The organism is Aeromonas sp. ZOR0002 (genome assembly GCF_963866995.1).
In the GTDB taxonomy this organism is placed as follows: Bacteria; Pseudomonadota; Gammaproteobacteria; order Enterobacterales; family Aeromonadaceae; genus Aeromonas; species Aeromonas caviae.
Genome location: NZ_CAWMFQ010000146.1, coordinates 16,009 through 40,407 on the forward strand (window position 1 = coordinate 16,009; position 24,399 = coordinate 40,407).

At 63.1% G+C, this 24,399-nt stretch carries 28 protein-coding genes; 5 read left to right on the forward strand and 23 right to left on the reverse strand.

Annotated features, from left to right (window positions below; all coding sequences use genetic code 11):
* Positions 1–78: 78 nt before the first annotated feature.
* Complete coding sequence (locus AACR77_RS08815) at positions 79–1,269, reverse strand: GNAT family N-acetyltransferase (protein WP_042880883.1); 1,191 nt, start codon at positions 1,267–1,269, stop codon at positions 79–81.
* Between the two features lie 261 nt (positions 1,270–1,530).
* Here AACR77_RS08815 and AACR77_RS08820 point away from each other — a divergent pair, with 261 nt between their 5' ends.
* The 3 genes from AACR77_RS08820 to AACR77_RS08830 are packed head-to-tail and all read left to right on the forward strand — an operon-like array spanning position 1,531 to position 3,976.
* Entirely contained in the window at positions 1,531–2,349 is an 819-nt protein-coding gene (locus tag AACR77_RS08820) for a DUF3100 domain-containing protein (RefSeq protein WP_010673963.1), read from the forward strand.
* Positions 2,346–2,795, forward strand: a complete 450-nt coding sequence (locus AACR77_RS08825) for a hypothetical protein (protein ID WP_010673962.1) — start codon at positions 2,346–2,348, stop codon at positions 2,793–2,795. The genes AACR77_RS08820 and AACR77_RS08825 overlap by 4 nt, the downstream gene beginning before the upstream one ends.
* On the forward strand, positions 2,795–3,976 hold the full coding sequence (locus AACR77_RS08830) for a M20 metallopeptidase family protein (protein WP_042880886.1): 1,182 nt from the start codon (positions 2,795–2,797) through the stop codon (positions 3,974–3,976). Before AACR77_RS08825 ends, AACR77_RS08830 begins: the two co-directional genes overlap by 1 nt.
* Before the next feature lie 328 nt (positions 3,977–4,304).
* Here the strand turns inward: AACR77_RS08830 and AACR77_RS08835 are convergent, their stop codons facing one another.
* The 4 genes from AACR77_RS08835 to AACR77_RS08850 form a co-directional block, all read right to left on the reverse strand.
* Positions 4,305–5,264, reverse strand: a complete 960-nt coding sequence (locus tag AACR77_RS08835) for a LysR substrate-binding domain-containing protein (RefSeq protein ID WP_010673960.1) — start codon at positions 5,262–5,264, stop codon at positions 4,305–4,307.
* Complete coding sequence (gene pdxH, locus AACR77_RS08840; protein WP_042880888.1) at positions 5,264–5,902, reverse strand: pyridoxamine 5'-phosphate oxidase; 639 nt, start codon at positions 5,900–5,902, stop codon at positions 5,264–5,266. The genes AACR77_RS08835 and pdxH overlap by 1 nt, the downstream gene beginning before the upstream one ends.
* Before the next feature lie 157 nt (positions 5,903–6,059).
* A complete protein-coding gene (locus AACR77_RS08845) occupies positions 6,060–6,383 on the reverse strand; it encodes a hypothetical protein (protein ID WP_039039894.1) in 324 nt (107 codons plus the stop codon).
* Positions 6,380–8,347: a reprolysin-like metallopeptidase gene (locus AACR77_RS08850; RefSeq protein WP_042880891.1), complete on the reverse strand. Its 1,968-nt coding sequence runs from the start codon at positions 8,345–8,347 to the stop codon at positions 6,380–6,382. Before AACR77_RS08850 ends, AACR77_RS08845 begins: the two co-directional genes overlap by 4 nt.
* 211 nt (positions 8,348–8,558) lie before the next feature.
* On the opposite strand from AACR77_RS08850, the gene AACR77_RS08855 reads away from it, so the two are divergent.
* On the forward strand, positions 8,559–9,770 hold the full coding sequence (locus AACR77_RS08855; protein ID WP_010673956.1) for an RsmB/NOP family class I SAM-dependent RNA methyltransferase: 1,212 nt from the start codon (positions 8,559–8,561) through the stop codon (positions 9,768–9,770).
* 72 nt (positions 9,771–9,842) lie between these two features.
* Here AACR77_RS08855 and AACR77_RS08860 read toward each other — a convergent pair whose 3' ends face one another.
* Positions 9,843–10,187 (reverse strand): Grx4 family monothiol glutaredoxin, encoded by a 345-nt coding sequence (locus AACR77_RS08860; protein ID WP_010673955.1) that lies wholly within the window; start codon positions 10,185–10,187, stop codon positions 9,843–9,845.
* A gap of 287 nt (positions 10,188–10,474) precedes the next feature.
* Between AACR77_RS08860 and sodB the strand changes: the two genes are divergently transcribed.
* Complete coding sequence (gene sodB / locus AACR77_RS08865) at positions 10,475–11,059, forward strand: superoxide dismutase [Fe] (protein ID WP_010673954.1); 585 nt, start codon at positions 10,475–10,477, stop codon at positions 11,057–11,059.
* Positions 11,060–11,169: 110 nt separating this feature from the next.
* On the opposite strand, the gene AACR77_RS08870 is transcribed toward sodB, so the two are convergent.
* The 17 genes from AACR77_RS08870 to cheB all read right to left on the reverse strand — a co-directional run.
* The gene (locus AACR77_RS08870) at positions 11,170–11,982 is read right to left on the reverse strand and encodes an MlaA family lipoprotein (protein WP_029314176.1); all 813 of its coding nucleotides are present in this window, start codon (positions 11,980–11,982) and stop codon (positions 11,170–11,172) included.
* 78 nt (positions 11,983–12,060) lie between these two features.
* Complete coding sequence (gene ccmI / locus AACR77_RS08875; protein WP_042880892.1) at positions 12,061–13,323, reverse strand: c-type cytochrome biogenesis protein CcmI; 1,263 nt, start codon at positions 13,321–13,323, stop codon at positions 12,061–12,063.
* Positions 13,320–13,802 carry a cytochrome c-type biogenesis protein gene (locus tag AACR77_RS08880; protein WP_010673951.1) on the reverse strand — a complete coding sequence of 161 codons (483 nt, stop codon included), beginning with the start codon at positions 13,800–13,802 and terminating at the stop codon, positions 13,320–13,322. Before AACR77_RS08880 ends, ccmI begins: the two co-directional genes overlap by 4 nt.
* A 10-nt stretch (positions 13,803–13,812) precedes the next feature.
* On the reverse strand, positions 13,813–14,343 hold the full coding sequence (locus AACR77_RS08885; RefSeq protein ID WP_010673950.1) for a DsbE family thiol:disulfide interchange protein: 531 nt from the start codon (positions 14,341–14,343) through the stop codon (positions 13,813–13,815).
* Positions 14,340–16,295 carry a heme lyase CcmF/NrfE family subunit gene (locus tag AACR77_RS08890; protein ID WP_042880895.1) on the reverse strand — a complete coding sequence of 652 codons (1,956 nt, stop codon included), beginning with the start codon at positions 16,293–16,295 and terminating at the stop codon, positions 14,340–14,342. Before AACR77_RS08890 ends, AACR77_RS08885 begins: the two co-directional genes overlap by 4 nt.
* 79 nt (positions 16,296–16,374) lie before the next feature.
* Positions 16,375–16,866 (reverse strand): cytochrome c maturation protein CcmE, encoded by a 492-nt coding sequence (ccmE, locus tag AACR77_RS08895; RefSeq protein WP_010673948.1) that lies wholly within the window; start codon positions 16,864–16,866, stop codon positions 16,375–16,377.
* Positions 16,863–17,069 (reverse strand): heme exporter protein CcmD, encoded by a 207-nt coding sequence (gene ccmD, locus AACR77_RS08900; protein WP_039039901.1) that lies wholly within the window; start codon positions 17,067–17,069, stop codon positions 16,863–16,865. Before ccmD ends, ccmE begins: the two co-directional genes overlap by 4 nt.
* 2 nt (positions 17,070–17,071) lie before the next feature.
* Positions 17,072–17,812, reverse strand: coding sequence for a heme ABC transporter permease (locus tag AACR77_RS08905; protein ID WP_010673946.1), 741 nt, complete (start codon positions 17,810–17,812; stop codon positions 17,072–17,074).
* 166 nt (positions 17,813–17,978) lie between these two features.
* Complete coding sequence (gene ccmB, locus AACR77_RS08910) at positions 17,979–18,647, reverse strand: heme exporter protein CcmB (protein WP_042880897.1); 669 nt, start codon at positions 18,645–18,647, stop codon at positions 17,979–17,981.
* A 3-nt stretch (positions 18,648–18,650) separates the two neighbouring features.
* The gene (ccmA, locus tag AACR77_RS08915; RefSeq protein WP_039039903.1) at positions 18,651–19,286 is read right to left on the reverse strand and encodes a cytochrome c biogenesis heme-transporting ATPase CcmA; all 636 of its coding nucleotides are present in this window, start codon (positions 19,284–19,286) and stop codon (positions 18,651–18,653) included.
* Positions 19,287–19,505: 219 nt separating this feature from the next.
* Positions 19,506–19,892, reverse strand: coding sequence for a DUF2802 domain-containing protein (locus tag AACR77_RS08920; RefSeq protein WP_010673943.1), 387 nt, complete (start codon positions 19,890–19,892; stop codon positions 19,506–19,508).
* A gap of 71 nt (positions 19,893–19,963) precedes the next feature.
* Positions 19,964–20,452 carry a chemotaxis protein CheW gene (locus AACR77_RS08925; RefSeq protein WP_010673942.1) on the reverse strand — a complete coding sequence of 163 codons (489 nt, stop codon included), beginning with the start codon at positions 20,450–20,452 and terminating at the stop codon, positions 19,964–19,966.
* 69 nt (positions 20,453–20,521) lie between these two features.
* Complete coding sequence (locus tag AACR77_RS08930) at positions 20,522–21,388, reverse strand: chemotaxis protein CheW (RefSeq protein WP_042880898.1); 867 nt, start codon at positions 21,386–21,388, stop codon at positions 20,522–20,524.
* Positions 21,385–22,179 (reverse strand): ParA family protein, encoded by a 795-nt coding sequence (locus AACR77_RS08935; protein WP_010673940.1) that lies wholly within the window; start codon positions 22,177–22,179, stop codon positions 21,385–21,387. The genes AACR77_RS08930 and AACR77_RS08935 overlap by 4 nt, the downstream gene beginning before the upstream one ends.
* A gap of 4 nt (positions 22,180–22,183) precedes the next feature.
* The gene (locus AACR77_RS08940; protein ID WP_042880901.1) at positions 22,184–23,092 is read right to left on the reverse strand and encodes an OmpA family protein; all 909 of its coding nucleotides are present in this window, start codon (positions 23,090–23,092) and stop codon (positions 22,184–22,186) included.
* 2 nt (positions 23,093–23,094) lie between these two features.
* Complete coding sequence (locus AACR77_RS08945; protein WP_041212636.1) at positions 23,095–23,832, reverse strand: flagellar motor protein; 738 nt, start codon at positions 23,830–23,832, stop codon at positions 23,095–23,097.
* A 2-nt stretch (positions 23,833–23,834) separates the two neighbouring features.
* Positions 23,835–24,399: chemotaxis-specific protein-glutamate methyltransferase CheB (cheB, locus tag AACR77_RS08950; RefSeq protein WP_042880903.1), on the reverse strand; the 565-nt coding region annotated here is incomplete at its 5' end.

Genomic DNA, 24,399 nt, shown 5'->3' on the forward strand with positions numbered 1-24,399 from the left:
AAAATGGGAGGGCGGACTCAGGAAAACACCTGACAGACCCCGCACCAGGCTTCGCGATGAGCGAGCTTGCGCAAGCCATCAGCGTCCGTCGTCAGGCTGTCGCAATCGCCGCAGATAGGCGAGGCCCAGATCCCCGCACTCCTTGAGGAGGGCGCCACCCCCATGGGCCTGCACCCCGGGCGCCTCTGGCGCCAGCATGGCCTGGGGATAGCGCCGCACCGTCAGCCCGCTGAGTGTCTGCTCGCCCTCTGTCGCCTCCCCCGCCATGAAGAGCGCCACCCCCTCACCGTGCAGTATGGCCACGACCACCTCCTCGTCATCCAGCCAGGGGGCCAGCGCCTCTTTGCGTGCATCCGTCAGGCGCGCCGGGCGATCCAGCCGCCAGTGATCGAGCTCGAGGGCGCCATCGGCCGGATCTGGCCGACGCCCGTCATGGTGCATGCCAGTCTTTTCCATCACCCGGCCTGAGGCGAGGTTGCCCGGCATGTGGCGGGCGGTGAGGGCAGGCAGGTGCCACTGTTCGAAGGCAAACGCCCTGACCAGGCTCGCGGCCCGGGTGGCCAGCCCCCTGTTCTGCCAGGGCACGCCGACCCACCATGCCAGCTCCCCGTGCCAGTGCAGGGAGAGGGTGCCGACCAGGGGAGCGGGCTCGTCTTCACGCCCCTGAGGCAGAGTCAGGGCCCAGGTGCATCCCAGCCCGAGAGCAGCCTTGCGCCCGCTCAGGGCAAGCCAGTCCCGCGCCGCCTCCGGCGAATAGGGGTGGGGGATGTTGAGGGTATAGCGGGCGAGCGCCGCATCCGAACAATAACGCAGGATGGCGCTCTCATCGCCGGGCAGCAGGGGGCGCAGCACCAGCGCGTCCTGCCCGCCAGGCTCGCACAGCACCGGGGTCATCAGGCGGCGGGCAAGCAGGCGTTGCAGGGCAACCCCGAGGTCGTCATCGGCACCGAGGCGATGATCCGCCCCCGCGGGCCCCAGGGTGAGCAGGCCGCTCTCTCTGGCCAGGGTCAGCAGGGAGCCGGAGGCAGCGATCAGGATCTGCCGGTCCGGCTGTGTCGCCATCAGCGGGGAGGCGGCCTCCCCCAGCCAGGCGGCAAGCAGGTCGCGGGCAAGGAGAATGCCATCTGGCGGGCTGGCCGACCAGGGTGCCATCTCCCTCGCCTCCCCTTTGCCAAGCAGCAGCCACCAGCGGTTTCCCTGGTGCTGCCAGGCCTGCAACGCCGCTTGCCAGGAGGGGCGCCAGAGCGCACCCTCGATCAACAGATCCATTCCTTCCCCCACATCCGTCCCCCGGATCAGGCACCGGGTGCCCGGGCGGCACCACACTCCTGTCTGAGGCAGCATAAGCAGCTGCCAATGAGTTGTTAAACCATATGTTTACCATGGTTAAACGGCATACCCCATGAAAAAATGCCATATGGCTGACTTGATGGCGGTCACATTCCTTTCCCTCCTCGCTTCCTATCATGCCCCCATCATGGCGTGACCAAAGACGCCCATGAAGGACAACGGATAACAAGAGAACACACTATGCAGCCAACCAGCCCACTCAAAACGGTAGTAGTCAGTACCCTGGCGACCGCCCTGCTGATCTTCGTGGCCCAATCCCTCATCGGGAAGCAGGAGATCAGACTCGGCATCGCCATCATCCCCATCCTGCCCATGCTCTTTGCCGTCATCATCGGCATGATAGTCTCCGCCAAGCCCGTCAAGGATCGCATTCCCGGCTGGAAGAGGCTCTTCACCGAGCGAGAAGAGGGCTTCTGCGGCAAGATGGTGGGTTTCAGCCTGCTGATCCTCGGGACCCAGTATGCGGGGATGATCATCCCCAACCTCAAGATGATCCTGAGCGTCGGCGTACCGCTCTTCCTGCAAGAGATAGGCAACCTCCTGCCCATCCTCATCGCCATTCCGCTGGCGGTGAAGTTCGGCTTTGGCCGCCGCGCCATCGGGGCCTGCTCCTCCATCAGCCGTGAACCCTCGGTCGCGGTGATCCAGGGCAAGTTCGGCACCGGCTCCCAGGAGTACATCGGCGTGCTCGCCATCTACCTGTGCGGCTCCGTCATCGGCACCCTCTGGTTCAGCGTGCTCGGCAGCATCGCCCCCCTCACGGGGCTGCATCCCCTGGCCCTGGCCGCCGGTTCCGGCGTGGGATCCGGCTCCATGCTGAGCGCCGCCTCCGGTGCCCTCATCAACGGCCTGGACGAGGCGATGGCCCAGCAGGTGCTCAGCATCGCCGCCGCCTCAAACCTGCTCTCGTCGGCCCTGGGGGCGCTCTCCCTCACCTATCTGGGTCTGCCGCTCGCTGAAAAAATCTATGCCTTGACCGCCAAAGGAGAGAAAGCATGAAAAGCATCGTGATGGATATGCGCTTCGTCTTCCTGGCGATCCTGCTGGCCATGTTCACCCAGACCCTGACCTCGGGCCTGCCGCTGTGGCAGATGGGGGACAGCTTCATCGCCATGTCCCTGGTGGTGTTCGCCTCCCTGGTGACCAAGCGCTACCTGCCCTCCTCCCTGCCGGCCTTTGCCTATGCCACCATCATCGGCATTCTCATCTGCCTGCCCGAGACCCCGGTGCGCGGCCTCTTCATCGATGCCGTGGCCAAGATCTCCTTCCTCTCCTGCTGCGTGCCGCTCCTGGCCTTCGCCGGCCTCTCGGTGGGCGGTCAGCTGGAGGAGCTCAAGAAGATGTCGTGGAAGGTGATCCTCATCTTCATGATCGTCTCCACCTGCTGCTTCTTTGGCGCCTCCCTGGTTGCCCAGCTCGGTTTCTCCATTCAAGGGATCATCTGATGAACCACTACCATATCGAACCTGACCTGTTGGCCCTGCGCGACTTCAGCTACGAAGTGCGCCACCACCTGCACCGCATCCCGGAATACTCCGGGGCCGAGTTCAAGACCTCTGCCTACTGCCGTGGGTTGATGGAAGAGTTCGGCTACAGGATCACCCTGTATCCCGGCTTCACCGGTTTTCACGGGGATCTGGCGGTCGACCCCACCCTGCCCACCATTGCCTTTCGTGCCGACATGGATGGCCTGGAGATGCACGACATGAGCGAGGTGGCGTTCAAATCCACCCATGAGGGGATGGCCCACAACTGCGGCCACGACTCCCACATGGCGATCGCTCTGACCGCCGCCAGGTTTCTGGCCGCCAACCGCGAGCGCCTGCGCTACAACGTCCGCTTCATCTTCCAGATGGCGGAAGAGGACATGCGCGTCCCCGGTGCCGAAAAGATGGTGGAGCTTGGCTGCATGAAGGGGGTGGACGAGGTCTATGCCCTGCACAACGACGGCGCCATGGAGACGGGCACCATCAAGTTCAACCAGGGGGTCATGTCCTCCTGGGGGTCTGCCTGGACGCTTGATGTGCACGGCATCTCCGCCCACGGCTCCACCCCCCACAAGGGGCTGGATGCCATCCGGGAGGCGGTACGGATCATCGAGGACATGGACTACATCGTCGCCAAGCGCACCAGTCCGTTCAGCCCGGCGGTCTTTGGTTGCGGCATGATCAACGGCGGCACCATTCCCAACGCCATCGCCGATCATGTGCAGGCCCGTGGCACCATCCGCGCCATGGATGCCGAAACCGACCAGATCCTGAAAAACAGCTTCAGGGACATCATCGCCCAGAGCGAGCTGCGCGGCTTCAAGACCACCATGGTCCATGCCGGCTACCCGGCAGTGGAGAACCACCCCCAGGCCTGCGAGCGCCTGCAACAAGCCGCCTCGGAGGTGTTGTCCAGCGACGGGATCAACGCAAAGGGCCAGCCCATGACCGGCAGCGAGGACTTCAGCTACATGATCAACGCCACGCCAAGCCGCATGGGGGCCATGTTCTTCCTCGGCAGCGGCAATCAGGCCAAGGGGATCTGCAACTACCTGCACGCGAACCCCTATTACCTGGACGACGACTGCCTGCTGGTGGGAGCCCAGATCTTCGTCAATCTGGCGACCAGGGTCGACTGACGGGCCAGGGGGATCTGCCACTACCCGCACCACGTCAATCCCCTACTACCCGGACGACGACTGCCTGCTGGTGGGTGCCCAGATTTTCGTCAATCTGGCGACCCGTACCCCCTAAGCAGCAAGGGGGCTGCCGCACCCCGAGGCCCTGCTGGATGATGGCGATCTGCTGCTCGGCACCCGGAGCGCCGTCAATCTGGTGACCACGACAGCCGGGAGAGAGGGATCACCGGGAAAAGGCAGCACAGGACACCACTTATCACAAAAAAGAGAGGCCACTGGCCTCTCTTTTTTGCATCTATGCAGCACATCTGACTTCCCCTGACGGCCTTCAGAGCCAGGGCAGGGTCGCAGACGGAGCGGGCGTTCCCTGGTTGAGCAGCGCCAGCTGCACCGTCTCCCGGCTCACATGGGGGGCATAGAGGTGGATGAAGTCGTACATGTAGTCCCGCAGGTGGGCGTGCCTGCGCAGGCACACATGGGCCACGCTCGAGGCAATCAGATGATCGATGTTGAGGCAGACCAGGCTCTCCCTGTCCCCTTCGTCGAACGCCGAGGTGGCGATCACCCCGACTCCCATCCCCAGGCGCACATAGTGCTTGATGATGTCGCTGTCGGTGGCTGTCAGCACGATGCGGGGGCTGAGACCATGGCGACCGAACGCCTTGTCCATCTTGGAGCGGCCGGTGAAACCGAACACATAGGTGATTAGGGGATACCGGGCCAGATCCGCCATGGCCAGCGGCTGGCAGTCCAGCAGCGGATGGCCGTGGGGCACCACCACGCTGCGCCCCCAGCGATAGCAGGGCACGGTCGCCAGCTCGTCGAACAGGTGCATGGACTCGGTGGCGATGGCCATCTCCACATCCCCGTTTTGCGCCATCTGCGCCAGTTGGGCAGGGGCTCCCTGATGCAGCTGGATGCTCACCTCGGGGTAGCGGCGGGAGAATTCGGTAATGACCGCCGGCAGCTTGTAGCGGGCCATGGTGTGGGTGGTGGCGATGCGCAGCACCCCGCTGGTGGCCAGCTGATCCCCGAGGGAAAGCTGACCAATCTGCTCCACCTGGGCCACCACTCCCCTGGCCAGCTCCATCACCTGCTCCCCCATGGGGGTCAGGCCCGCCAGGTTCTTGCCCTTGCGGGTAAACAGCGCCAGCCCCAGCTCCTCTTCCAGCATCTTCATCTGCTTGCTGAGGGTCGGCTGGGAGGTATAGAGCTTCTCCGCCGTCGCCGAGATGTTGAAGTTGTTCTTCACTATCTCGGTGAAGTTCTTGAGCCGGGCGATGTTCATCAGGGTGCCAGGCGCTCGATGTGCCAGCCGTCCCCCTCGCGGGTGTAATAGAAGCGATCGTGCAGACGATGCTCCCCACCCTGCCAGAACTCGACGGTGTCGATGCGCACCCGGAAACCACCCCAGAAGCTCGGCAGCGGCACCTCGCCATTGGCAAACTTCTGTTTGAGTTCGAGGAACTTGGCCTCGAGCACGCCACGGGCCGAGATGCGGGTCGACTGTTTGGAGACCCAGGCGGCGATCTGGCTGTCCTTGGGTCGGCTGTGGAAATACTTCATCACCTCGAAGGTGCTCATCTTCTCCACCCGGCCGGTCACGTGCACCTGTCTGTCCAGGGTGTGCCAGGGGAAGAGCAGGCTGATGCGGGGGTTGCCCTCCAGCTGATGCGCCTTGCGGCTGCCCATGTTGGTGTAGAACACCATGCCTTCGGCATCGTAGTGCTTGAGCAGCACGGTGCGCTGCCAGGGCTGACCATCAGCATCCACGGTGCCCACCACCATGGCGGTAGGATCGGTCAGTTTGGCCTCGCACGCCTGGGCCAGCCACTTCTCGAACAGGGCGAGGGGGTCGGCCGGCAGATCGGCCCGGTGCAGTCCACCCCTGGTGTATTCGCGACGCAGATCAGCCACATCCATCATCTTGATTTTCCTTCTCTCTTTCTCTGCCGCCCGTGCGGCGATGGGTGCAGGCATTGTGCGACGAGCGCGCCATGGGTACAAGCCTCGGGGCGGCCAAATGGCGGAGCAAAAAGAGAGGGAGGCTCATGCCTCCCTCTTTATGCCGATGGCCGTCAGCCTACTGCTTGCCGTCAACCGGCGGGCAATGGGCCAGCATGCGCCGGTTGTAGTCCGCCGCATAGGCGCTCAGCCTGGCGTGGGCCTCCTTCTGATCCGGCTTGATGACATCCCCGAATCCATCGAGATAGCGCACGCCGCAGCGGGCCTTGGCCGCCGCCTGCTGATCCGCCGCGATCCCGGGCGCTACCTCGCCGCGCCCGGCCCGCACGATCAGCCGGTAATCCTGCCTGGCAAGGCTGGCGCTGACCGCCTGATCCAGGGTGTCTGCATCGGCCTGACAACCGCCGAGCAGGGTGAGCAGCAGCACCCCGGCCAGTCTCATGCCCGCCTCCGCTGCCAGCCCAGCAACGCCAGGGCCAGGGTCCAGAAGCCGAGGGCCCCGCCGCCACCGCTTCCCCCCTCTTCACCGCGCTGGGTGACCGAGAGCTTGAGGGGACTGATGGCGAAGAAGATGTTGTCGCTGCACGCCACCTTCAAGCGGGCAGTGCCATCCTGGCCCGCCGGGATGGTGACGCTCGCCGAGCCCGAGTTGGGTTTGCCGCTGGCAAGGGGAGTCCAGTTTGCCCCCTCGTCCCGGGTCATGAAGAGATCCACCTTGCTGCAGTTGATGGGGGCGGCATTGGTGCCGGCCACTTCCCAACTGATGGTCTGCGTCTTGCCCGCCCCCAGGGGGGTCACCACCGGGCTGGTCAGGGCAAAGGCCTTGCCGGTGTTGACCACCTGGATCTTCATGTCATCGCTGGCGACACCGCCCTTGCCGTCCCGCGCCGTGAGGCGGAAGTTCAGGTCCCGGTTGGTGGCAGGCCAGGCCTCCCCTATCGCCAGGGTGTTGGTGAGCAGGGAGGTGAGACTCGGCAGGGTGCGCTCCGGCACGCTGGTCGGCGCCACGAAACGGAACAGAGGGCGGCTGCCGTCGTCCACCATGGTGGCCGGGCTGCTCGACTCCGTCCCCAGATCGATCTGCTCCCAGGTGTAATTCAGCGGATCGCTGTCAAGATCGGCCCCCGCCCCCTTGAGCACGAAGGGGGTGTTGGCGGGGATGATGTAGTCATTGCCTGCCGCCACCTGGGGCGCATTGTTGACCAGCGCCAACGGGGTGCCGCAATTTGGCTCCGTGGCCATGTGGGCCCGCATCTGCTCGATGGACTTGCTGTGGAAATAGGGCTCGCTGTGGGGCTGCAGATCTTCGTCTCCGCAGATCCCCGCATAGGCCATGATGGAGCTGCCGCTGCCCGGCTCCCAGGCCTGGCTTGCCTCCCGGTTGCCGCCGCCACAACTGCCTGTGGTGCCGTTGAAGGTGTGGTCTGCCCCGAACTGGTGACCGATCTCGTGGGCCACGTAGTCGATGAAGAAGGCATCCCCCACCGGCTCGGAGGAGCCCGTCATCCCCGCCGATTTGTCAGGGGTGCAGAGTACGCCCAGTCCCGCCAGGCCGCCGCCACCGGTGTTGACCACATGGCCGATGTCGAAGGCCCCCAGCCCCTTGGTCAGGGCATCGGCCTGCACCTGCATGTTGGCATCGATATCGCCGTCATCATTGTTGAAGGGATCGTTCGCCACGTCGGTGAAGATGATGGTGTCGTTGCCGCTGGCCAGCTGGAATTCGGCCGCCACGTCACGCTGGTAGACCTCGTTGACCCGGTTGAGCAGGGTGGTGATGGCGCCAAGACCCGCCTCCACGGTGCCGCCGTGATACTGGGTGTACTCCCCCGCCGCCGAGATGGCGATGACATAGCGCTTGCGCTCGTTGCCATCCACCAGCACCTGGCGGGCCAGCTTTTTGGCCTCGCCTCCGATCACCTTGTCCGCCTCTTCTTCCAGCCGGCTGTGGGCATCCTGCTGGTAATAGACGGCATAGCCTTCCCCATTGCGAAGGGGATCGACGAACACCATCTTCCCTTCATGGCTGAACATGGCGTGGAATCCCTGGGGACCGAGATCGAAGCGCCCGGTCTCGCCCGGCGCCGCTTCGTTGTACCCCTTGAAGGCCAGGATATCGGGATATTTGGCGGCCAGATCCGCTGGCAGCAGATCATAAGGTTGCAGACTGAAGGTCACCTCCTTGCCATCCGGCAGAGGCAGGGTCAGGCGGCGCTCGCCCCCCTTCAGGGCAGCCAGGTAATCGGTGGAGACGGTGACGATGCGATACTGGCTGGCCCTCACCTCGTACCCATCGGCGGCGGTGGCCCGCGCCGTGACCGTATGCCACTCGCCGGCCATCAGGTTGCCGGACGTCATCAGACCCGCCACCAGCACCGCCAGCGGAGAATATTTCATCAACTGCATCTTTTTAATTCCTTTTTAAACGGATTCACCTGAACTGCCACGGCATCATTTGCCCGCTGGTCCGATTAGTCCAGCAACATCCTCTGTACATTCCCCGAATGGGGAAGGTTGCACCAATGCAGACTAGCCCCTATCATGGCGCGGATTTGTCCGTTCCAGAACCCCTCTTCGACGGGGCCGGTTCACTCTTTCTTTGGCCAAGGTTAATCTCATGCTCAAGTCCCCACTGTTGCCCCGTTTCGGGGATCTGGTCGTTGCCATCGTTGACGATGTGCTGGGTCAGGGTCTTACCCTCGACCGCGCCTATGCACGTCACTTCTCCGGCATCGAACTCAAACCGCAAGAACAGGCAAGGATTGCCCTGGTCACCGGCGATCTGCTGCGCCGCCTCAGCCTCTACTGCTTCCTCACCGGCATCCAGGTCCGTCAGGCGGAGAAGAATGTCTGGCCGCTGCTGCACAGCTGGCACGCCTTCCACAAGATAGATCAGCCCAACCACCCGACCCTGGATCGCTTCAACGAGGAGGCGTTCCGCCGCCGCCTGACCGAAGCCAAGAAGAACCCGGTGCTGATGGACGGCTGCCCTGCCTGGCTGGAAAAACTCGGCAGCGAGCAACTGGGCGACGCCTGGCCGGCCGAGCGTGCCGCCCTGGCCTGGATGCCCAAGCGTTACCTGCGGGTCAACACCCTCAAGTGCACCCGGGACGAGCTGCAAGCCATGCTGGCCAAAGAGCATGTCACCACAGTGCCCGTCGACGGAGTGGAGACCGCCCTGCAAGTGACCTCGGACGCCGCCCTGTTCCGTACCCAGGCCTTTGCCGATGGCTGCTTCGAGCAGCAGGATGCCGGCTCCCAGCTGGTGGCCGCGGCCCTCGACGTCAAGCCCGGCATGCGGGTCATCGACGCCTGTGCCGGTGCCGGCGGCAAGACCCTGCACCTGGCCGCCATGATGCAGGGCAAGGGCCGTCTGCTGGCCATGGACGTGGAAGAGTGGAAACTGGAGAACCTCAAGCAGCGCGCCCGCCGCGCCGGTGCCCACAACGTGGAGACCCGGGTCATCACCAGCAGCAAGACCGTCAAGCGCCTGAAAGAAAGCGCCGATCGCGTGCTGCTGGACGTCCCCTGCTCCGGCCTTGGCGTGCTCAAGCGCAACCCGGATGCCAAGTGGCGCGACACCGCCGAGCGCCTGCCGGTGCTGGTCGCCCTGCAAGAGGAGATCCTGCAGCGCTACAGCCAGATGGTGAAGGTGGGCGGCCTGCTGGTCTACGCCACCTGCTCCATCCTGCCCGAGGAGAACCGCCAGCAGGTGGACAAGTTCCTCGCCGCCAACGAGCACTTCCGCCTGATCGGCGATCACAACGTCAGCCCGGCAGAGACCGGCTTCGACGGCTTCTACATGGCGCGCCTCGAACGCATCGCCTGATGTCTGTCGTGGGCACAAAGAAAAGGGGAGCCAGTGGCTCCCCTTTTTGCATTGCATGGTATGGATGCGGCCTTACTCGGCAGCAGCATCATCCTGCTTGTGCTTGGCGGCAGTTTCCTTGATCAGGGTCTGCAACTCGCCGGCCTGGAACATCTCGATCATGATGTCGCAACCACCGACCAGCTCACCCTCGACCCACAGTTGCGGGAAGGTGGGCCAGTTGGCGAATTTCGGCAGCTCGGCGCGGATGTCCGGGTTCTGCAGGATGTCGACATAGGCGAAAGGCTCGCCGCAGGACATCAGGGCCTGGGAGGCCTGGGCAGAGAAACCGCAGCTGGGCAGCTTGGGGGATCCCTTCATGTAGAGGATGATGGGATTCTCAGCCAACTGCTGTTTGATCTTTTCAATAGTTTCCATAAATGCCTCACTGGAGCGATTTCGGCGGCCATTCTACTGCAATCCGGGCAGACCACAAACTGGCAAACCGTTGCGAATGAAAGAAGTCATGCATCAATACGCCGCAGCTTGATCCGGATCATGGCAAGAATCAAGGGTTGTTCGCCCATCTTTGATACTGCTACAATCGACGGGCTTTGGGCCGTCTGGCCCCCTCATTTCAAGAACAATTCTTTTCAAGATAGAAAAGAGTACGCAATGTCTTGCAACCGTCGCCTTCGCACGGACCAGCCAATGGAGAGTAGAAAATGGCTTTCGAACTTCCCGCTCTGCCCTATGCAATCAATGCTCTGGAACCGCACATCTCCCAGGAAACCCTGGAATACCACCATGGCAAGCACCACAACACCTACGTGGTCAACCTGAACAACCTAGTGCCGGGTACCGAGTTTGAAGGCAAGTCTCTGGAAGAGATCATCAAGACCTCCACTGGTGGCGTCTTCAACAACGCTGCCCAGATCTGGAACCACACCTTCTACTGGCACTGCCTCTCCCCGAACGGCGGTGGCGAGCCCACTGGCGCTCTGGCCGATGCCATCACCAAGGCCTTCGGCTCCTTCGCCGAGTTCAAGGATGCGTTCACCAAGTCTGCCATCGGCAACTTCGGCTCCAGCTGGACCTGGCTGGTGAAAAAGGCTGACGGCTCCCTGGCCATCGTCAACACCTCCAACGCCGGTTGCCCGCTGACCGAAGCCGGTACCACCCCGCTGCTGACCGTCGACCTGTGGGAACACGCCTACTACATCGATTTCCGCAACCTGCGTCCGAAGTACATGGAAACCTTCTGGGCCCTGGTCAACTGGGAATTCGTGGCCAAGAACCTGGCTGCCTGATAAGCCTTTCTTGCCAAAACGCCCCGCACTTGCGGGGCGTTTTTTTATGGTCGAACACCTGCCATCGACAACAAAGGCGCCCGCAGGCGCCTTGTGGAAGATGACCGTGCTTACTGGTCTATCTCGTCCATGTAATCGTCGAGGTTGCCATCATCCGCCGCCTCTGGCTTCTGCTCCTGGAGCTCGGGTTTACGGCCCGTCACCTTGCCATCGTTGTACTGCAAGTAGAAGTCCTTGGTCAGGGCGTAAGGATCCAGCGCGTTGTCGATGATGCGCTCCTGATCGATCAGCTTGGAGCGGGTACCGAGGCCATCCAGCGCCCAGTGCACCACCTTCAGCGGGAAGGTCAGCAGGGCATAGGGGAAGTAGATGGTATCGATGGTATCCCCAACCAGTTGCCGGGTGGTGGTGGGACCGTAGACCGGCACCATCAGATAGGCGCCATCCCCGATGTCGGCCTTGCCGAGCACGGTGTCCATCTCCAGCGTGTTGCGAGCCAGGCCCGCATGCTTGGCCACGTCGAACAGACCGAGCAGGCCCACAGTGGTGTTGAGGGTGAAGCGGCCCAGGTTGGTACCGGCCCCTTTCAGATCACCCACCAGCAGGTGGTTTACCATGCTGCTCGGCTCGTCGAAGTTGTCCACGAAATTCTCGATGCTGTCCCTCACTCCTTGCGGGACATAGCGGGCATAGCCGTGTACCACGGGGCGCGCCACATAGGGCTCCAGCACGTCATAGTTGACGGCCCACATGGCACGGTTGGGCCCCTGGAAGGGGTCGCGAGGATCGCTGGCCGTGCTGGATGCCCCGGGGCGGCTCGGGGTCTCGCCGAGATCCAGGCTCTCCGGGCCCGGCTTGGGAGGGCCGCCCGCACAGCCCGCGAGCAGCAATGCCACCGCCAATGCTCCTGAACGCAGATACATATGAAAGTCCTAAGATTTTTTTGGGTATTGATATGAATTATACAGGGGGCCCACCCCATGGGGTGGGCCAAAAGCGTATTAGAGGGCGTGATCGATGCGGATGTCAATCGGCGCTGTGGGGATGGTGCTGGTCGGCACGGTGACCGAAACCCCTTCAAAGGCGCCTTCCTTGTTCATGACGTTGCCGCCCCGGGAGAGGCGCGCCTTGAACTGCAGCTCGGCATGGGCCGCCAGCTTGCTCCCCTCCATCATGGCATCCCCGTCCCCCAGGGAGAGGGTGAGCGGGAGATGCGGGCCTGCAATGCGCTTGACCGCGATGGGCATGGGCGGACCGTTGGGGATCACCGCAAAGACGAACAGATGGGCATCTTCCGGCATCTTGATGCCCGGCGCCAGGGTGATGTGCAGGGGGAACTCCCCCTCTTTCACCGCCAGCACCCCGGCTTGTGCCTGGCCTTCGGCAGACGGGGTAGTCACGGCGATGCCACGCTGGCCAAGCTGCTGCCTGGCGTACTCCATGGAGCGCTCCACCATGGTGTAGCGGGCCGAGCCCGGCTCCAGCAGCGGCAACATCCCCTGCCAGCGGTCGAGGGCGGTCTGGAAATCCTCTTTTTGCAGGGCCATGAAGGCGTGGACGGAGCGAGCCTCGATGTTGGCCGGGTCCTCGGTAATGACCGCCTGCAACAGTTGATCCGCACGGGCTTCCTCCCCCGTCATCATCAGGGCCTGGGCATAGGGCACCGCTACCATGGCCTTCTGGGGCGCGAGGGCGTAGGCACGCTCCAGCGCCTCGCGGGCCATCTCGGGATCATTGCCATCCAGGGTCAGGCGCCCCAGCAGCAGCCAGCCACGGTAGTCGTTCGGTTCTTCTTTCAGCCGGGTTCGCAGGGCCAGGGTGAAGTCCAGCAGATCCTGCTCGGTCACCCGGGCATCACGCTCCACCAGGATGCGATTGCTGAGCTCCCCCAACCGGCTGCTGGCATCCTGCCAGCGGCTCACCTCCTGCCAGGCGCCGAGCTTGGCGTAGAGGCCGATGCTCACCACCGCCAGCACCAGCACACCGGGGATCCAGATCAGGCTCTTGCCGCCACGGGCGGTCTGCTCCACGTCGGGAATGTCGTCCAGGAGGCTGCGCTGCAGCTCCACCAGGGATTCCGGCTCCTCCGCCAGTATCCCCTGCTCCCGCTCTTCCCCTATCTCCAGCAGGCGCTGGCGATAGAGCTGCTTGTTGAGGGCCGAGCGACTGATGCTCTGCCTGCCCTCGCCACGCCACAGCGGCACGATCAGCGCCAGGCTCGCCAGCACCAGCAGGGCCGCACCCAATATCCAGAATGGGGTCATGGTTTATCTTCCTCTTTGAGCAGGGCGGACAGCCTGGCCTGCTCTTCTGCACTCAGGGTGCCTTCAGGCTGTTGCAAGGGAGCAGGGGCATGGCGGCGGCTTCGCACCACCACGGTGACGACGCCAATCACGATGACCAGCAAGGGGCCAAGCCAGAGGATCAGGGTCGAGGCCATCAGGGGGGGATCATAGAGAATGAAGTTGCCGTAGCGGGCCACCATGTAGTCCACCACTTCCTGCTTCTCCTTGCCCTCGCGCACCATCTGGTAGGTCTTGTCCCGCAGATCCTTGGCAAGCCCGGCGTTGGAATCCGCGATGTCCTGGTTCTGGCACTTGGGGCAGCGCAGCTCCTTAGTCAGCTCGCGAAAGGTCTGCTCCTGGGCGTCGCTCTCGAAGGTGTAGACATCGATGGCGGCGCGGGCCTGTCCGGCACAGACGAGACCGGCCAGCAGCAACAGGGATGCAATCAGTGTTTTCATCGGGGAGGCCTCACTTCATGGCATCGAAGATGGGTTTGAGGGTACTGGCCCAGACGTCTGGGTTGATGTCCCCCACGTGGCGATAGCGGATGATGCCCTGGCTGTCGATGAAGAAGGTCTCGGGCGCGCCATAGACACCGAGATCCAGCCCCAGCATGCCGTCCGGATCATAGAGGTTGATCTGGTAGGGGTTGCCAAGCTCCGCCAGCCACTTGATGGCCTTGTCACGCTCGTCCTTGTAGTTCATGCCGACGATGTAGATCCCCTGCCCCGCCAGCTCCTTGAGGTAGGTGTGTTCTCCGTAACAGGTCGGGCACCAGGTGGCCCAGACGTTGAGCAGCATGGGGCGCCCCTTGAGGATGCTCCTGTCGTGCTGCTTGCCGAGATCGTAGATGTCCTGCAGGGTGAACACGGGCACCTCCTTGTCCACCATCACGGATTCGAGCTTGGTGGGATCGGAGTAGAGCCCCTTGAACAGAAACACGGCCCCCATCAGGAAGATGATGAAGGGCAGCAGATAGAGCCAGGTCTTCTTGCTCATGCCTTGGCCTCCTCGTCACGACGTCCGAAGCGGTAGCGCTTGTCCAGCATGGCCAGCACGCCGCCGAGGGCCATGAAGACGCCGCCGAACCAGATCCAGCGCACGAAGGGCTTGTAGTAGATCCGCACCGCCCAGGCGCCGTTGTCGAGCTGCTCGCCGAGCGCCGCATAGAGATCCCGGGTAACCCCCGCATCGATAGCCGCCTCGGTCATCGGCATGCGGCTCACGGTGTACATCCGCTTCTCAGGTTTGAGCAGGGCAGCCTGCTTGCCATCCCGGTGCACTTCCAGCACACCCTTGAAACCGTCGTAGTTGGGGCCGTTCTTCTCCTTGATGCCGGTGAAGACGAACTCGTAGTCGGCGAACTGGACGCGATCGCCGGCCTGCATCCGCAGGTCCTTCTCGATGCTGTAGTTCTGGGTGCAGGCGATGCCGATGATGCTGACCGCGAGCCCCACGTGCCCCAGGATCATGGCCCAGTGGCTGTTGCCAAGCTTGCGCACGCCGGTGGCAAAACCGTGTTTGTGGGTGGCCCGCGCCCAGGTCTCCTGCACGCTGGTGACGATGATCCAGACGCCAAGGCCGATACCGAGCGCAGCCCAGGGTTTGAACGCCTCGGCAAAGAGTTTGGGCAACAGCAGAGCCGCGGCCAGGCTCAGCACCAGGGCGAGCATCACCTTGCCCTTGAGCTCACCGAGATCCTGGCGGCGCCAGCGGAACAGGGGGCCCACCCCCAGCAGCAGGGCGAAGGGGATGATGAGCCAGCTGTAGATGTGGTTGAAGAAGGGGGTGCCGATGGAGATGCTGCCAAGCCCCAGCTCCTTGTGCACCAGGGGCAGCAGGGTGCCGAGCAGCACGGTGAGCAGGCCCGCCACCAGCAGGATGTTGTTGCCAAGGAGCAGGGTCTCGCGGCTCCACAGCTCATGCTTGCCATGGCTCTTCACCTGGGAGCCCTTGAAGGCGAACAGCAATAGGGAGCTGCCTATCACCGCCAGCAGGAAGCCCAGGATGAACAGACCCCGGGTCGGGTCCGAGGCAAACGCATGGACCGACACCAGCACGCCGGAACGCACCAGGAAGGTGCCGAGCAGGCTCAGTGAGAAGGCCGAGAGCGCCAGCAGCACGGTCCAGGCCTTGAAGGTGGCGCGCTTCTCGCTCACCGCGAGGGAGTGGAGCAGGGCCGTGCCCGCCAGCCAGGGCATGAAGGAGGCGTTTTCCACCGGGTCCCAGAACCACCAGCCGCCCCAGCCAAGCTCGTAATAGGCCCACCAGGAGCCGAGCACGATGCCCAGCGTCAGGAAGACCCAGGCCGCCATGGTCCAGGGACGGGACCAGCGCGCCCAGGTGGCGTCCAGACGCCCCGTCATCAGGGAGGCGATGGCGAAGGCGAAGGCCACCGAGAAGCCCACGTAGCCCATGTAGAGCATGGGGGGGTGGAAGATGAGACCGGGATCCTGCAGCAGCGGATTGAGATCCCGCCCGTCCACCGGGAAATACGGCAGGGTGCGGGTGAAAGGATCCGAGGTAAACAGCACGAAGGCGGTGAAGCCCACCGAGATAAGGCCGAGCACCCCGAGTACCCGCGCCACTGCATCGAGCGGCAGGCGGCGGCTGAAGAGGGCCACCGCCGCCGTCCAGCCCCCCAGGGTCAGCACCCAGAGCAGCAGCGAGCCCTCATGGGCTCCCCACACCGCCGAGATGCGGTATTGCAGGGGCAGCAGGCTGTTGGAGTTGGTGGCCACGTACTGCACGGTGAAGTCGTTGTCGATAAAGGCCCAGGTGAGGCAGAGAAACGACAGCAGCAGCAGCAGAAACTGGCTGTAGGCGAGCGGGCGGGCCGCCGACATCATGCCAAGACGACCGAGATGGGCCCCGATCAGCGGGTAACTGCCCAGCAGCAGGGCGGTGGCGAAGGCCAGGATCAGTGAGAACTGCCCTAATTCCGGGATCATTGACTATTCCCTCTCGATTGCACGGAGAAACCTGCCGATTTGGCGGTATAAAGAAGTGAATTCTTGGCGCATACCGGCATCATTGCTTGGCTCCCTGCAACTGCGCCTCTGTGTATTCGGGCTTGAAGTGCATGCCGTTGGTGGCGTCGGCCACTTCCGGCGGCATGTAGTTCTCGTCGTGCTTGGCCAGCACCTCGAAGGCGGCGACCGTGGTGGCATCCTTGAGGGTGCCCTGAGCGACAATGCCCTGCCCCTCGCGGAACAGGTCCGGCAGAATGCCGTCAAACTCCACCGTCACCAAATGGCCGCCGTTGTCCACCAGCTTGAAGGCTACCTTGAGGCTCTGGGGATCCCGCACCACAGACCCCGGCACTACCAGGCCACCGATGCGCAGGCGCTGCCCCTCCTCGGGCTTGATCTTCTCCGGCCCCTTCCCTTCCACCAGCTCGCTCGGGGTGTAGAAGAGGTCGATGTTCTGGCTCAGGGCATAGAGCACCAGGCCAGTCACGCTGGCAAGGCCCAGGCTGATGGCCAGGATGATGGTGAGGCGTTTCTTGCGGCGCGGGTTCATAGGGTGTTCTCCATCTGCTGGGCTGCCTTGCGGCGTGCCTCCCGAGCCTGCTTGTTGCGCAGTTCGCCAAGCAGGCTGCGGGTCTTCAACCGGGTGGAAATGACGATGCCGACCAGGCAGAGCAGGGTCAGACCGAAGGAGAGCCAGACGTAGAAGGCATAGCCTCCCATGGCCATGAAATCACTGAACGAGGCAAAGTGCATGCTTACTTCTCCTGCCTGGCGATGTCGGCGACCCAGGGGCGGTGCCACTCCCGCATCAGCAGCTCATTGCGAAAACGCATCAGGGTCAGGGCACCGAGAAACGCGGCGAACGCCAGGATCATGATGAGCAGCGGCCACAGCATCTCGGGGGAGATGGAGGGCTTGTCAAACTTGGTGATGGTGGCCCCCTGGTGCAGGGTATTCCACCACTCCACCGAGTAGTGGATGATGGGCAGGTTGATCACCCCGACCAGCGCCAGGATGCCGGCGGCGCGGCCCGCCACCACCTTGTCGCTGAAGGCGTTGTAGAGGGCGATGACACCCAGATAGAGGAACAGCAGGATGAGCTCGGAGGTGAGCCGGGCATCCCACACCCACCAGGTGCCCCACATGGGTTTGCCCCAGGCGGCGCCGGTAAAGAGGGCAATGAAGGTGAAGACGGCCCCCACCGGGGCGATGGCCGCCACCGTCATGTCTGCCATGCGCAGTTGCCACACCAGGCCAATGAAGGCGGCCACCGCCATGGTGGAGTAGGCGCCCATGGAGAGGATGGCGGAGGGCACATGGATATAGATGATCCTGAAAGAGTCGCCCTGCTGGTAATCGGCGGGAGCGAAAGCCAGCCCCCAGACGGTGCCGATGATGAAGGCGAGCAGGCTTGTCACGGCAAACCAGGGCAGCAGGGTGCCGGCCAGCCCATAGGCGCGCTCGGGTTTGGCATAAGGGTGCAACCATTTCCACATAGCTCACGAAACCTTTCAGTTATTAATTTTTAAGTGGCGAGGGCTACCATACCCATGGGGGAAAAACATCATATCCCCCGAAAGCAATAAGCAGCCATCCCCTTGATCTATCTCAACTATCTCGCCCCTAACAAGGCTTCAAACGAAAATCTTTTCACCAAATCAATCAGTTGACACTCACCCGAAGCGCCGCCGAGATAGCCAGGGGCGTCAGGGTCAATGCCCCCACCAGCATGGCCCCCAGGATGGCGAGCTGACCGGCATAGGGCAGTCCCATGCTCGCCGCGTCGATGGCGGAGGTGGCGAAGATAAGCACCGGAATATAGAGCGGCAGCAACAACAGGCTGAGCAGCACGCCCCCCTTGCGCAGCCCTGCGGTCAGCGCTACTCCGACCGCCCCGAGCAGGCTCAGCACCGGCGTACCGAGCGCCAGGGTGGCCACCACGGCCACATAGGTCTTCAGCTCCAGGGAGAGCAGGATGGCGAGCAAAGGGGAGATCAGCAACAGTGGCAGACCGGTCAGCAACCAGTGAGCGATCACTTTGGCCAGGGCCAGCAACCCCAGGGGATGGGGCATCAGCATCATCTGCTCCAGGGCGCCGTCACTGAAGTCGTCACGAAACAGCCGCTCCAGGGAGAGCATGGCCGCCAGCAGGGCCGCCACCCAGATGATGCCGGGAGCGATGCGGGCCAGCAACTGGGGCTCGGGCCCGATCCCCAATGGAAACAGGGTGATGACGATGAGGAAGAACCAGAGCGGGTTGAAGATGTCGGCGCGCTGGCGCAGGGCCATCAGCAACTCGCGGTGAATAAGGTGTATGACGGCGCGCAGCATGGGCTACTCCTGCAACAGCGAGGTCAGGGAGAGGGTCTTGAGCCGTCCCTGCATCAGGGTCAGATCCTGGTGGGTCGTAAGGACCACCATGCCCCCCCTGTCCGCGTGGGCGAGGAACAACTGCTCCAGCACCCTGACCCCCTGCTTGTCGATGGCGGTGAAGGGCTCGTCCAGGATCCAGAGCGCCGGTCGCTCGCTCAGCCACAACCTGGCCAGCGCCACCCGTCGCTGCTGCCCGGCGGAGAGCTGTCCCGCGGGATAGTCTTCGAAACCGGCGAGGCCGACCTGGGCCAGCACCCGCCAGAGATCCACGCCGTCCCCGGCAGGGCCATGAAGCTTCTGGTAGAAGGAGAGATTCTCAAGGGGGGTCAGGGTCGCCTTGACGCCGGGCTGATGGCCCAGGTAAAGCAGGCTGGCGTGGTATTCATCCCGGCAATGGCGGATATTCTCCCCATTCCAGCACACCTCACCAGCAAAGGGCTGGGAGAGGCCGGTGAGCAGGCGCAACAGGCTGGTCTTGCCCACCCCGTTGGGACCCTCAATCTGCATCAAATCCCCGGCACGCACCGCGAAGGAGAGATGTTCAAACAGGGTGCGATCTTCACGCACGCAGCTCAGATTGTTCGCTTGAAGCAGCATGGGGATGTAATCGTTGAAAATGAGGCGGCCTGCATCTTAACACAGGATCCGGAGGCGTCTTTTCAAAGATGCCAATAATCAACAGGATTTGTGGGGAAGATCGCGCCCCCACCAAAGAGATTGATGCCAAAGGATTATCCACCGTCCCGGCATCGAGAAAGAGGTGGCCACGGGCCGAACAGAAAGCGGGGAGGCACCGGCCTCCCCGCGACACATCCGTCAGCTGCGTCCCTTTCGCAGGGAAATAAGCAGCTCCGCTTCCGCCTGGGGCAACTCACACTCGCTCATCACCTCGTCCAGATCGGCACCAAGCTCCACCATCTTGGCGGCGCGGCTGTAGAGGCGGCGCTCCGGATCCTGCAACGTCAGCTCCTGCTGGCTGTCGTGGATCTTCTGCATGGCCCCTTCTGCGGCTTGCAGACGCTGGCCCATGCCGATGGCGCCCGTGTGCAACTCCATCATCTGCTTGCGCAGACTCTCGAGCTGCCCCTGCAGCGCTTCCACCCTGGCCTCGGACTCTCGCTGGCGACGACGGTGCCCCAGGATCCCGTAAAGGGCCAGCACCAGTGCGAGCAAGGACAACCCCAAGGCTGCAAATTCAATCATCAAACCATCACCTTACCGTCACAGGGAGGCGGACAGGTGCCATCGCCCCCGTCCGCACGTTCCCGTCCCTGTTACAGGGAACCAATGTCTTCCCACTCTTCATCGGAGAGCAGCTTGTTGAGATCCACCAGGATCAGCAGTTGGCCGTCACGGTTGCTGACGCCCTGGATGAACTTGGCGCTCTCCTCGGTGCCCACCGCCGGGGCGGCATCGATCTCGGAGGAGCGCAGATAGACCACCTCGGCCACGCTGTCCACCATGATGCCGATCACCTGCTTCTCCGCCTCGATGATGACGATACGGGAGTTCTCGCTCACATCCCCGGCCGGCAGGCCGAAGCGGGAGCGGGTATCGATGACGGTCACCACGTTGCCACGCAGGTTGATGATACCCAGCACGTAGTCAGGTGCACCCGGGACCGGAGCGATCTCGGTGTAGCGCAACACTTCCTGAACCTGCATCACGTTGATGCCATAGGTCTCGTTTTCCAACTGGAAGGTCACCCACTGCAGCACTTCGTCTTCGGCCAGATTCTGTGCAATATTGCGCTTCTCTGTCATCTTCTTGATCCTTGTATGAACCCGTCAACGGGTAAAATTAGCAATAAAACCATGGCGATGCCGATGTTGTCAGCGGCCTTCGATGTTCACGCCCCGGCCAAGCAGCAGCAAGAGCTCCCTGACGTGCAGCAGGGCACACATCTTCTCCTTGACCATGCCAGCCAACCAGGGGCGCTTGCCCTCCTGATGGCGCCACTTCACCTGGTCTCGGTGCAGCAGTTCTGTGCCCTTCAACTGGTGACAGGCCAATCCCCAGGGTGATTCTCCCAGCATAATCAGATATTTGTAATCGTCCATCTCCAGATGCTGGCCCGGCATGACCCACTGGGCCGTGTCCACCACGTTCATCTTCTGCTCGCGGGAGGTCATGATCCCCTTGTACCAGCCCGGCTGGCCGAAGAGAGAGGTCACCTCCCCCAGTTGATGGATACCCCCCAACTCGGTCAGAGGCACCGCAAACGTCACCCCGGCCACATCGAAGAAGAGCGCCTGAAACTCGTTGCCGGTATTCAGGTTTTCCCAGGTCGACGGTGCGGGCGCCGCCTCGAGGGCGGGCGCGGGTTCTGCCACCGCGAGGGCGACGGGCTCGACCTCCTCCACAACGGCTTCCACCACCGGCTCTGCCAGGGCGACCAGAGGCTCACTGTCAACCACCTCCGCCTCGAGCTGGAATGGCTCGACATGCACCTCTTCGTGGCTCAGGGCATCCATCTCGAACTGGACCTGTCCCACCTGGGCAAGCAGCTCGCTCAGCTGGGCCAGCCGGGTATCGGCTTCAAGATAGGGGGTGGCAGCCACCTCCGGCACGGCGACGGTCTGACGTTGCAACGCAGGGGCCGGTGCTTCGTCTTCGGGATCTTCCCGCAGCAGGGCATCGTCCAGCAGCAGGGAGTGGAAATAGTCGTCCATGGCCCGAACCTGGGTGGTCTCTCTCACGGCATCACCTCCTGGGTCCGTTGACGCTCCAGCGCGTCGAGATGGTTGAGCAGGGTCTCATAGGCATAGGTGCCCCGGCTGCCCGGTGCATAGATGGAGGGAGGAATGTGCACCAGACTGGCATCCCTGAATTTGGTGTCGATGGGAATGACCGCATTCCACACCGCCTCCCCATACTGCTCCTTGATGGACTGCAATGTCATCAGGGAGGCGCGAGTACGCTTGTCAAACATGGTCGGAATGATGGTGTAGCGGAACTTCTCCCGCTTGGAGCGCTGCATGATCTCGAAGGTCTTCATCATCCGCTCCAGCCCCTTGAGGGCCAGGAATTCGGTCTGCACCGGCACCAGGATGCGATCGCAGGCCGCCAGCGCGTTCACCATCATGACCCCCAGCACCGGCGGACAGTCGATGAGCACGTAGTCGAACTGATCCTGCACCCGCAGCAGAGCGCGCTTGAGCACCAGCCCCATCCCTTCCCGGTTGCCCATCACCCGATCCAGCGTGGCCAGGGTAATCGAGGCGGGCAGCAGGCTGATGTTCTCGAATCGGGTCTTGAGGGTCATCCGGTTGACCAGCTCGGCGCTGGGTTTGGCCGCCTGGAACAACTCGTACAGGGTGCCTTCCAGCCTGTCCGAGTCGAAATCGAGATAGGAGGTCAGGGAGGCGTGGGGGTCGGTGTCGATCAGCAGTACCCGCTGGCCACGCTGGGCCAGAATGCCCGCCAGGGAGACGACCGTGGTGGTTTTACCGACTCCACCTTTCTGATTGGCAACCGTCCAAACAATCACTGTATCAATCCTGCCTTGTTGTTATGCGTATGCCCCCACCGGGCAGCGCGATCACCCTGATCTTTTCACTGTCGACACTCTGCGGTGCGTCCTGCACCGGTGCCGCCGTCAGCTGTTTGACGGGGGCTGGCGGCACCCAGGCGAACCTGGATATGGCGACCACCACCTTGCGATTCTGTAATCGTCCCTGCTCGGTGCCATTGTCGACGAAGGGGGAAAACTCTCCGTACGCCTCGTAGGCTAGCCGACCGGGAGCCACCCCCTTGCCCACCAGGGCATTGAGCACTGCCTCGGCGCGGGCCGCTGACAATGTCCAGTTGGAGCGGAAAATTTCGTTGTTTATCGGTTGGTTATCCGTGTAGCCCCGCACCCTGACATAGTTATCGACCGGTTTGAGAATACCTGAAAGCGTATCGAGCACGGGTGCGGCATTGCTCCCCAGAAAAGCGCTGCCACTGTTGAACAGGAGACCTGAACTCAGCTCCACCGTCAGCCAGTTGTCATCCTGCGCAAGCTTCACCACCCCCGCATCGACCAGGGCGCCCATGGACTCCTGGATCTGCATGTCGATCTGAGCAAGAGCCGTGCCATCTTGCGAGACGGGCGTACCCGTGATGGGGGCACGCGAGGGGGACGCAGAGGCCTGGCTCTCCAGCAGGCTGGGGGCGGCCGAGACCGGGTTGTCCAGCAAGGAATTGCCCCGCCCTTCCAGCAGGCCATCGCTGCGCGGCGCCTGGTTGAAGGCCTGGGTCATGCCCTCGATGACGGCGCGGTACTCCTCCTTGTTGACGATGGCAACGGAGTAGAGCACCACGAAAAGGGCGAAGATGAGCGTCATGTAATCGGCATAGGAGACCAGCCAGCGATCGAGATGCTCTCGCCCTTGCAGGTGCAAACGATAGCGCTTGCGCATGGCTACTCCCCTTTCAGATAAGCCCGTAACCGCCTTTCAACCTGCGGGCCGTTCTCCCCGTGGGCGATGGCCAGAAGCCCCTCCAGGGTCATCTCCTGATAGAGGCCGTAATGGTAGTGGAAGGCGCGCAGCCGATTCGCAATCGGCAGATAGAGCAAGTTGGCAAAGCCCACCCCGTAGATGGTGGCGACGAAGGCCACGGCAATGCCCGCCCCCAGGGTGCCTGGCTCCTCCAGATGAAACATGGCCTGGATGAGACCAATCACGGCCCCGATGATGCCGATGGTGGGGCTGTACCCGCCCATGGACTCGAACACCCTGGCCGAGTGCTCGTTGCGCTCCTGCTCGATGTCGATATCCGCCTCCAGCAGGCTGCGGATATCCTCGATGGAGACGCCATCCACAATCATGGAAAGCCCCTGGCGGGTGAAGGGATCGGGCTCGGCCTCGGCCTGGTTTTCCAGCGCCAGCAAGCCTTGCTGGCGGGCGAACTGGGCCCACGCCTTCAGGCGCTCGGCCTGCTCCGCAAGATCCAGCTGCGGCGGAAACAGCATCCAGGTTGCCTGCCTCAGGGCACTGAGCAGGTACTTGCGGGGAGTCTGCAAGATCACCGCCCCCCAGGTTCCCCCGACGACGATGACAAAGGCCGGGCCATCCAGCAGGGTCAGCAGGCTCCCGCCATGCCACCACTGGGCGATGGCGACGGCCCCCAGCGCCAGCACCAGGCCGAGCATGCCCATGGTCAGCGACCCAACTCGACCAGAATGCGCTGGGCCACTCGATCCAGCGGCAGGGATTCGCTTGCTATGCCCGCCTTGGCAACAGCCTGGGGCATGCCATAGACCACGCAGGAGGCTTCATCCTGCGCCCAGATGGTCGCCCCCTGCTCCTTGAGCAGACGGGCACCGTCGCGGCCATCCGCCCCCATGCCGGTCAGTACGATGGCCAGCACCTTGTCGCCATAGGTCTTGGCGGCGGAGGCGAAGGTGATGTCCACACAGGGTTTGTAGTTGACCTTGTCATTGCCATCGATGATGCGAAGACGGGCACCGGGCCCGCGCCCTTCCAGCAGCATCTGCTTGCCACCGGGGGCAAGATAGGCCTGACCCGGCTTGAGCACGTCGCCATCCTGCGCCTCCTTGACTCCTATCTGGCACAGCCCGTTGAGGCGGGCGGCAAAGGCAGCGGTGAAGGTGGCCGGCATGTGCTGGATCAGCAGAATGGGATGAGGGAAATCTCCCGGCAGCTTGGTCAGCACGTTCTGCAGTGCCACTGGCCCGCCGGTGGAGGTACCGATGGCAACCAGC

What these genes read in the sequence shown, in the direction of transcription:
- AACR77_RS08815 (WP_042880883.1), bottom strand. Translation starts at nt 1,269, where the DNA reads ATGGATCTGTTGATCGAGGGTGCGCTCTGGCGCCCCTCCTGGCAAGCG.
- AACR77_RS08820 (WP_010673963.1), top strand. Translation starts at nt 1,531, where the DNA reads ATGCAGCCAACCAGCCCACTCAAAACGGTAGTAGTCAGTACCCTGGCG.
- AACR77_RS08825 (WP_010673962.1), top strand. Translation starts at nt 2,346, where the DNA reads ATGAAAAGCATCGTGATGGATATGCGCTTCGTCTTCCTGGCGATCCTG.
- AACR77_RS08830 (WP_042880886.1), top strand. Translation starts at nt 2,795, where the DNA reads ATGAACCACTACCATATCGAACCTGACCTGTTGGCCCTGCGCGACTTC.
- AACR77_RS08835 (WP_010673960.1), bottom strand. Translation starts at nt 5,264, where the DNA reads ATGAACATCGCCCGGCTCAAGAACTTCACCGAGATAGTGAAGAACAAC.
- pdxH (WP_042880888.1), bottom strand. Translation starts at nt 5,902, where the DNA reads ATGATGGATGTGGCTGATCTGCGTCGCGAATACACCAGGGGTGGACTG.
- AACR77_RS08845 (WP_039039894.1), bottom strand. Translation starts at nt 6,383, where the DNA reads ATGAGACTGGCCGGGGTGCTGCTGCTCACCCTGCTCGGCGGTTGTCAG.
- AACR77_RS08850 (WP_042880891.1), bottom strand. Translation starts at nt 8,347, where the DNA reads ATGCAGTTGATGAAATATTCTCCGCTGGCGGTGCTGGTGGCGGGTCTG.
- AACR77_RS08855 (WP_010673956.1), top strand. Translation starts at nt 8,559, where the DNA reads ATGCTCAAGTCCCCACTGTTGCCCCGTTTCGGGGATCTGGTCGTTGCC.
- AACR77_RS08860 (WP_010673955.1), bottom strand. Translation starts at nt 10,187, where the DNA reads ATGGAAACTATTGAAAAGATCAAACAGCAGTTGGCTGAGAATCCCATC.
- sodB (WP_010673954.1), top strand. Translation starts at nt 10,475, where the DNA reads ATGGCTTTCGAACTTCCCGCTCTGCCCTATGCAATCAATGCTCTGGAA.
- AACR77_RS08870 (WP_029314176.1), bottom strand. Translation starts at nt 11,982, where the DNA reads ATGTATCTGCGTTCAGGAGCATTGGCGGTGGCATTGCTGCTCGCGGGC.
- ccmI (WP_042880892.1), bottom strand. Translation starts at nt 13,323, where the DNA reads ATGACCCCATTCTGGATATTGGGTGCGGCCCTGCTGGTGCTGGCGAGC.
- AACR77_RS08880 (WP_010673951.1), bottom strand. Translation starts at nt 13,802, where the DNA reads ATGAAAACACTGATTGCATCCCTGTTGCTGCTGGCCGGTCTCGTCTGT.
- AACR77_RS08885 (WP_010673950.1), bottom strand. Translation starts at nt 14,343, where the DNA reads ATGAGCAAGAAGACCTGGCTCTATCTGCTGCCCTTCATCATCTTCCTG.
- AACR77_RS08890 (WP_042880895.1), bottom strand. Translation starts at nt 16,295, where the DNA reads ATGATCCCGGAATTAGGGCAGTTCTCACTGATCCTGGCCTTCGCCACC.
- ccmE (WP_010673948.1), bottom strand. Translation starts at nt 16,866, where the DNA reads ATGAACCCGCGCCGCAAGAAACGCCTCACCATCATCCTGGCCATCAGC.
- ccmD (WP_039039901.1), bottom strand. Translation starts at nt 17,069, where the DNA reads ATGCACTTTGCCTCGTTCAGTGATTTCATGGCCATGGGAGGCTATGCC.
- AACR77_RS08905 (WP_010673946.1), bottom strand. Translation starts at nt 17,812, where the DNA reads ATGTGGAAATGGTTGCACCCTTATGCCAAACCCGAGCGCGCCTATGGG.
- ccmB (WP_042880897.1), bottom strand. Translation starts at nt 18,647, where the DNA reads ATGCTGCGCGCCGTCATACACCTTATTCACCGCGAGTTGCTGATGGCC.
- ccmA (WP_039039903.1), bottom strand. Translation starts at nt 19,286, where the DNA reads ATGCTGCTTCAAGCGAACAATCTGAGCTGCGTGCGTGAAGATCGCACC.
- AACR77_RS08920 (WP_010673943.1), bottom strand. Translation starts at nt 19,892, where the DNA reads ATGATTGAATTTGCAGCCTTGGGGTTGTCCTTGCTCGCACTGGTGCTG.
- AACR77_RS08925 (WP_010673942.1), bottom strand. Translation starts at nt 20,452, where the DNA reads ATGACAGAGAAGCGCAATATTGCACAGAATCTGGCCGAAGACGAAGTG.
- AACR77_RS08940 (WP_042880901.1), bottom strand. Translation starts at nt 23,092, where the DNA reads ATGCGCAAGCGCTATCGTTTGCACCTGCAAGGGCGAGAGCATCTCGAT.
- AACR77_RS08945 (WP_041212636.1), bottom strand. Translation starts at nt 23,832, where the DNA reads ATGGGCATGCTCGGCCTGGTGCTGGCGCTGGGGGCCGTCGCCATCGCC.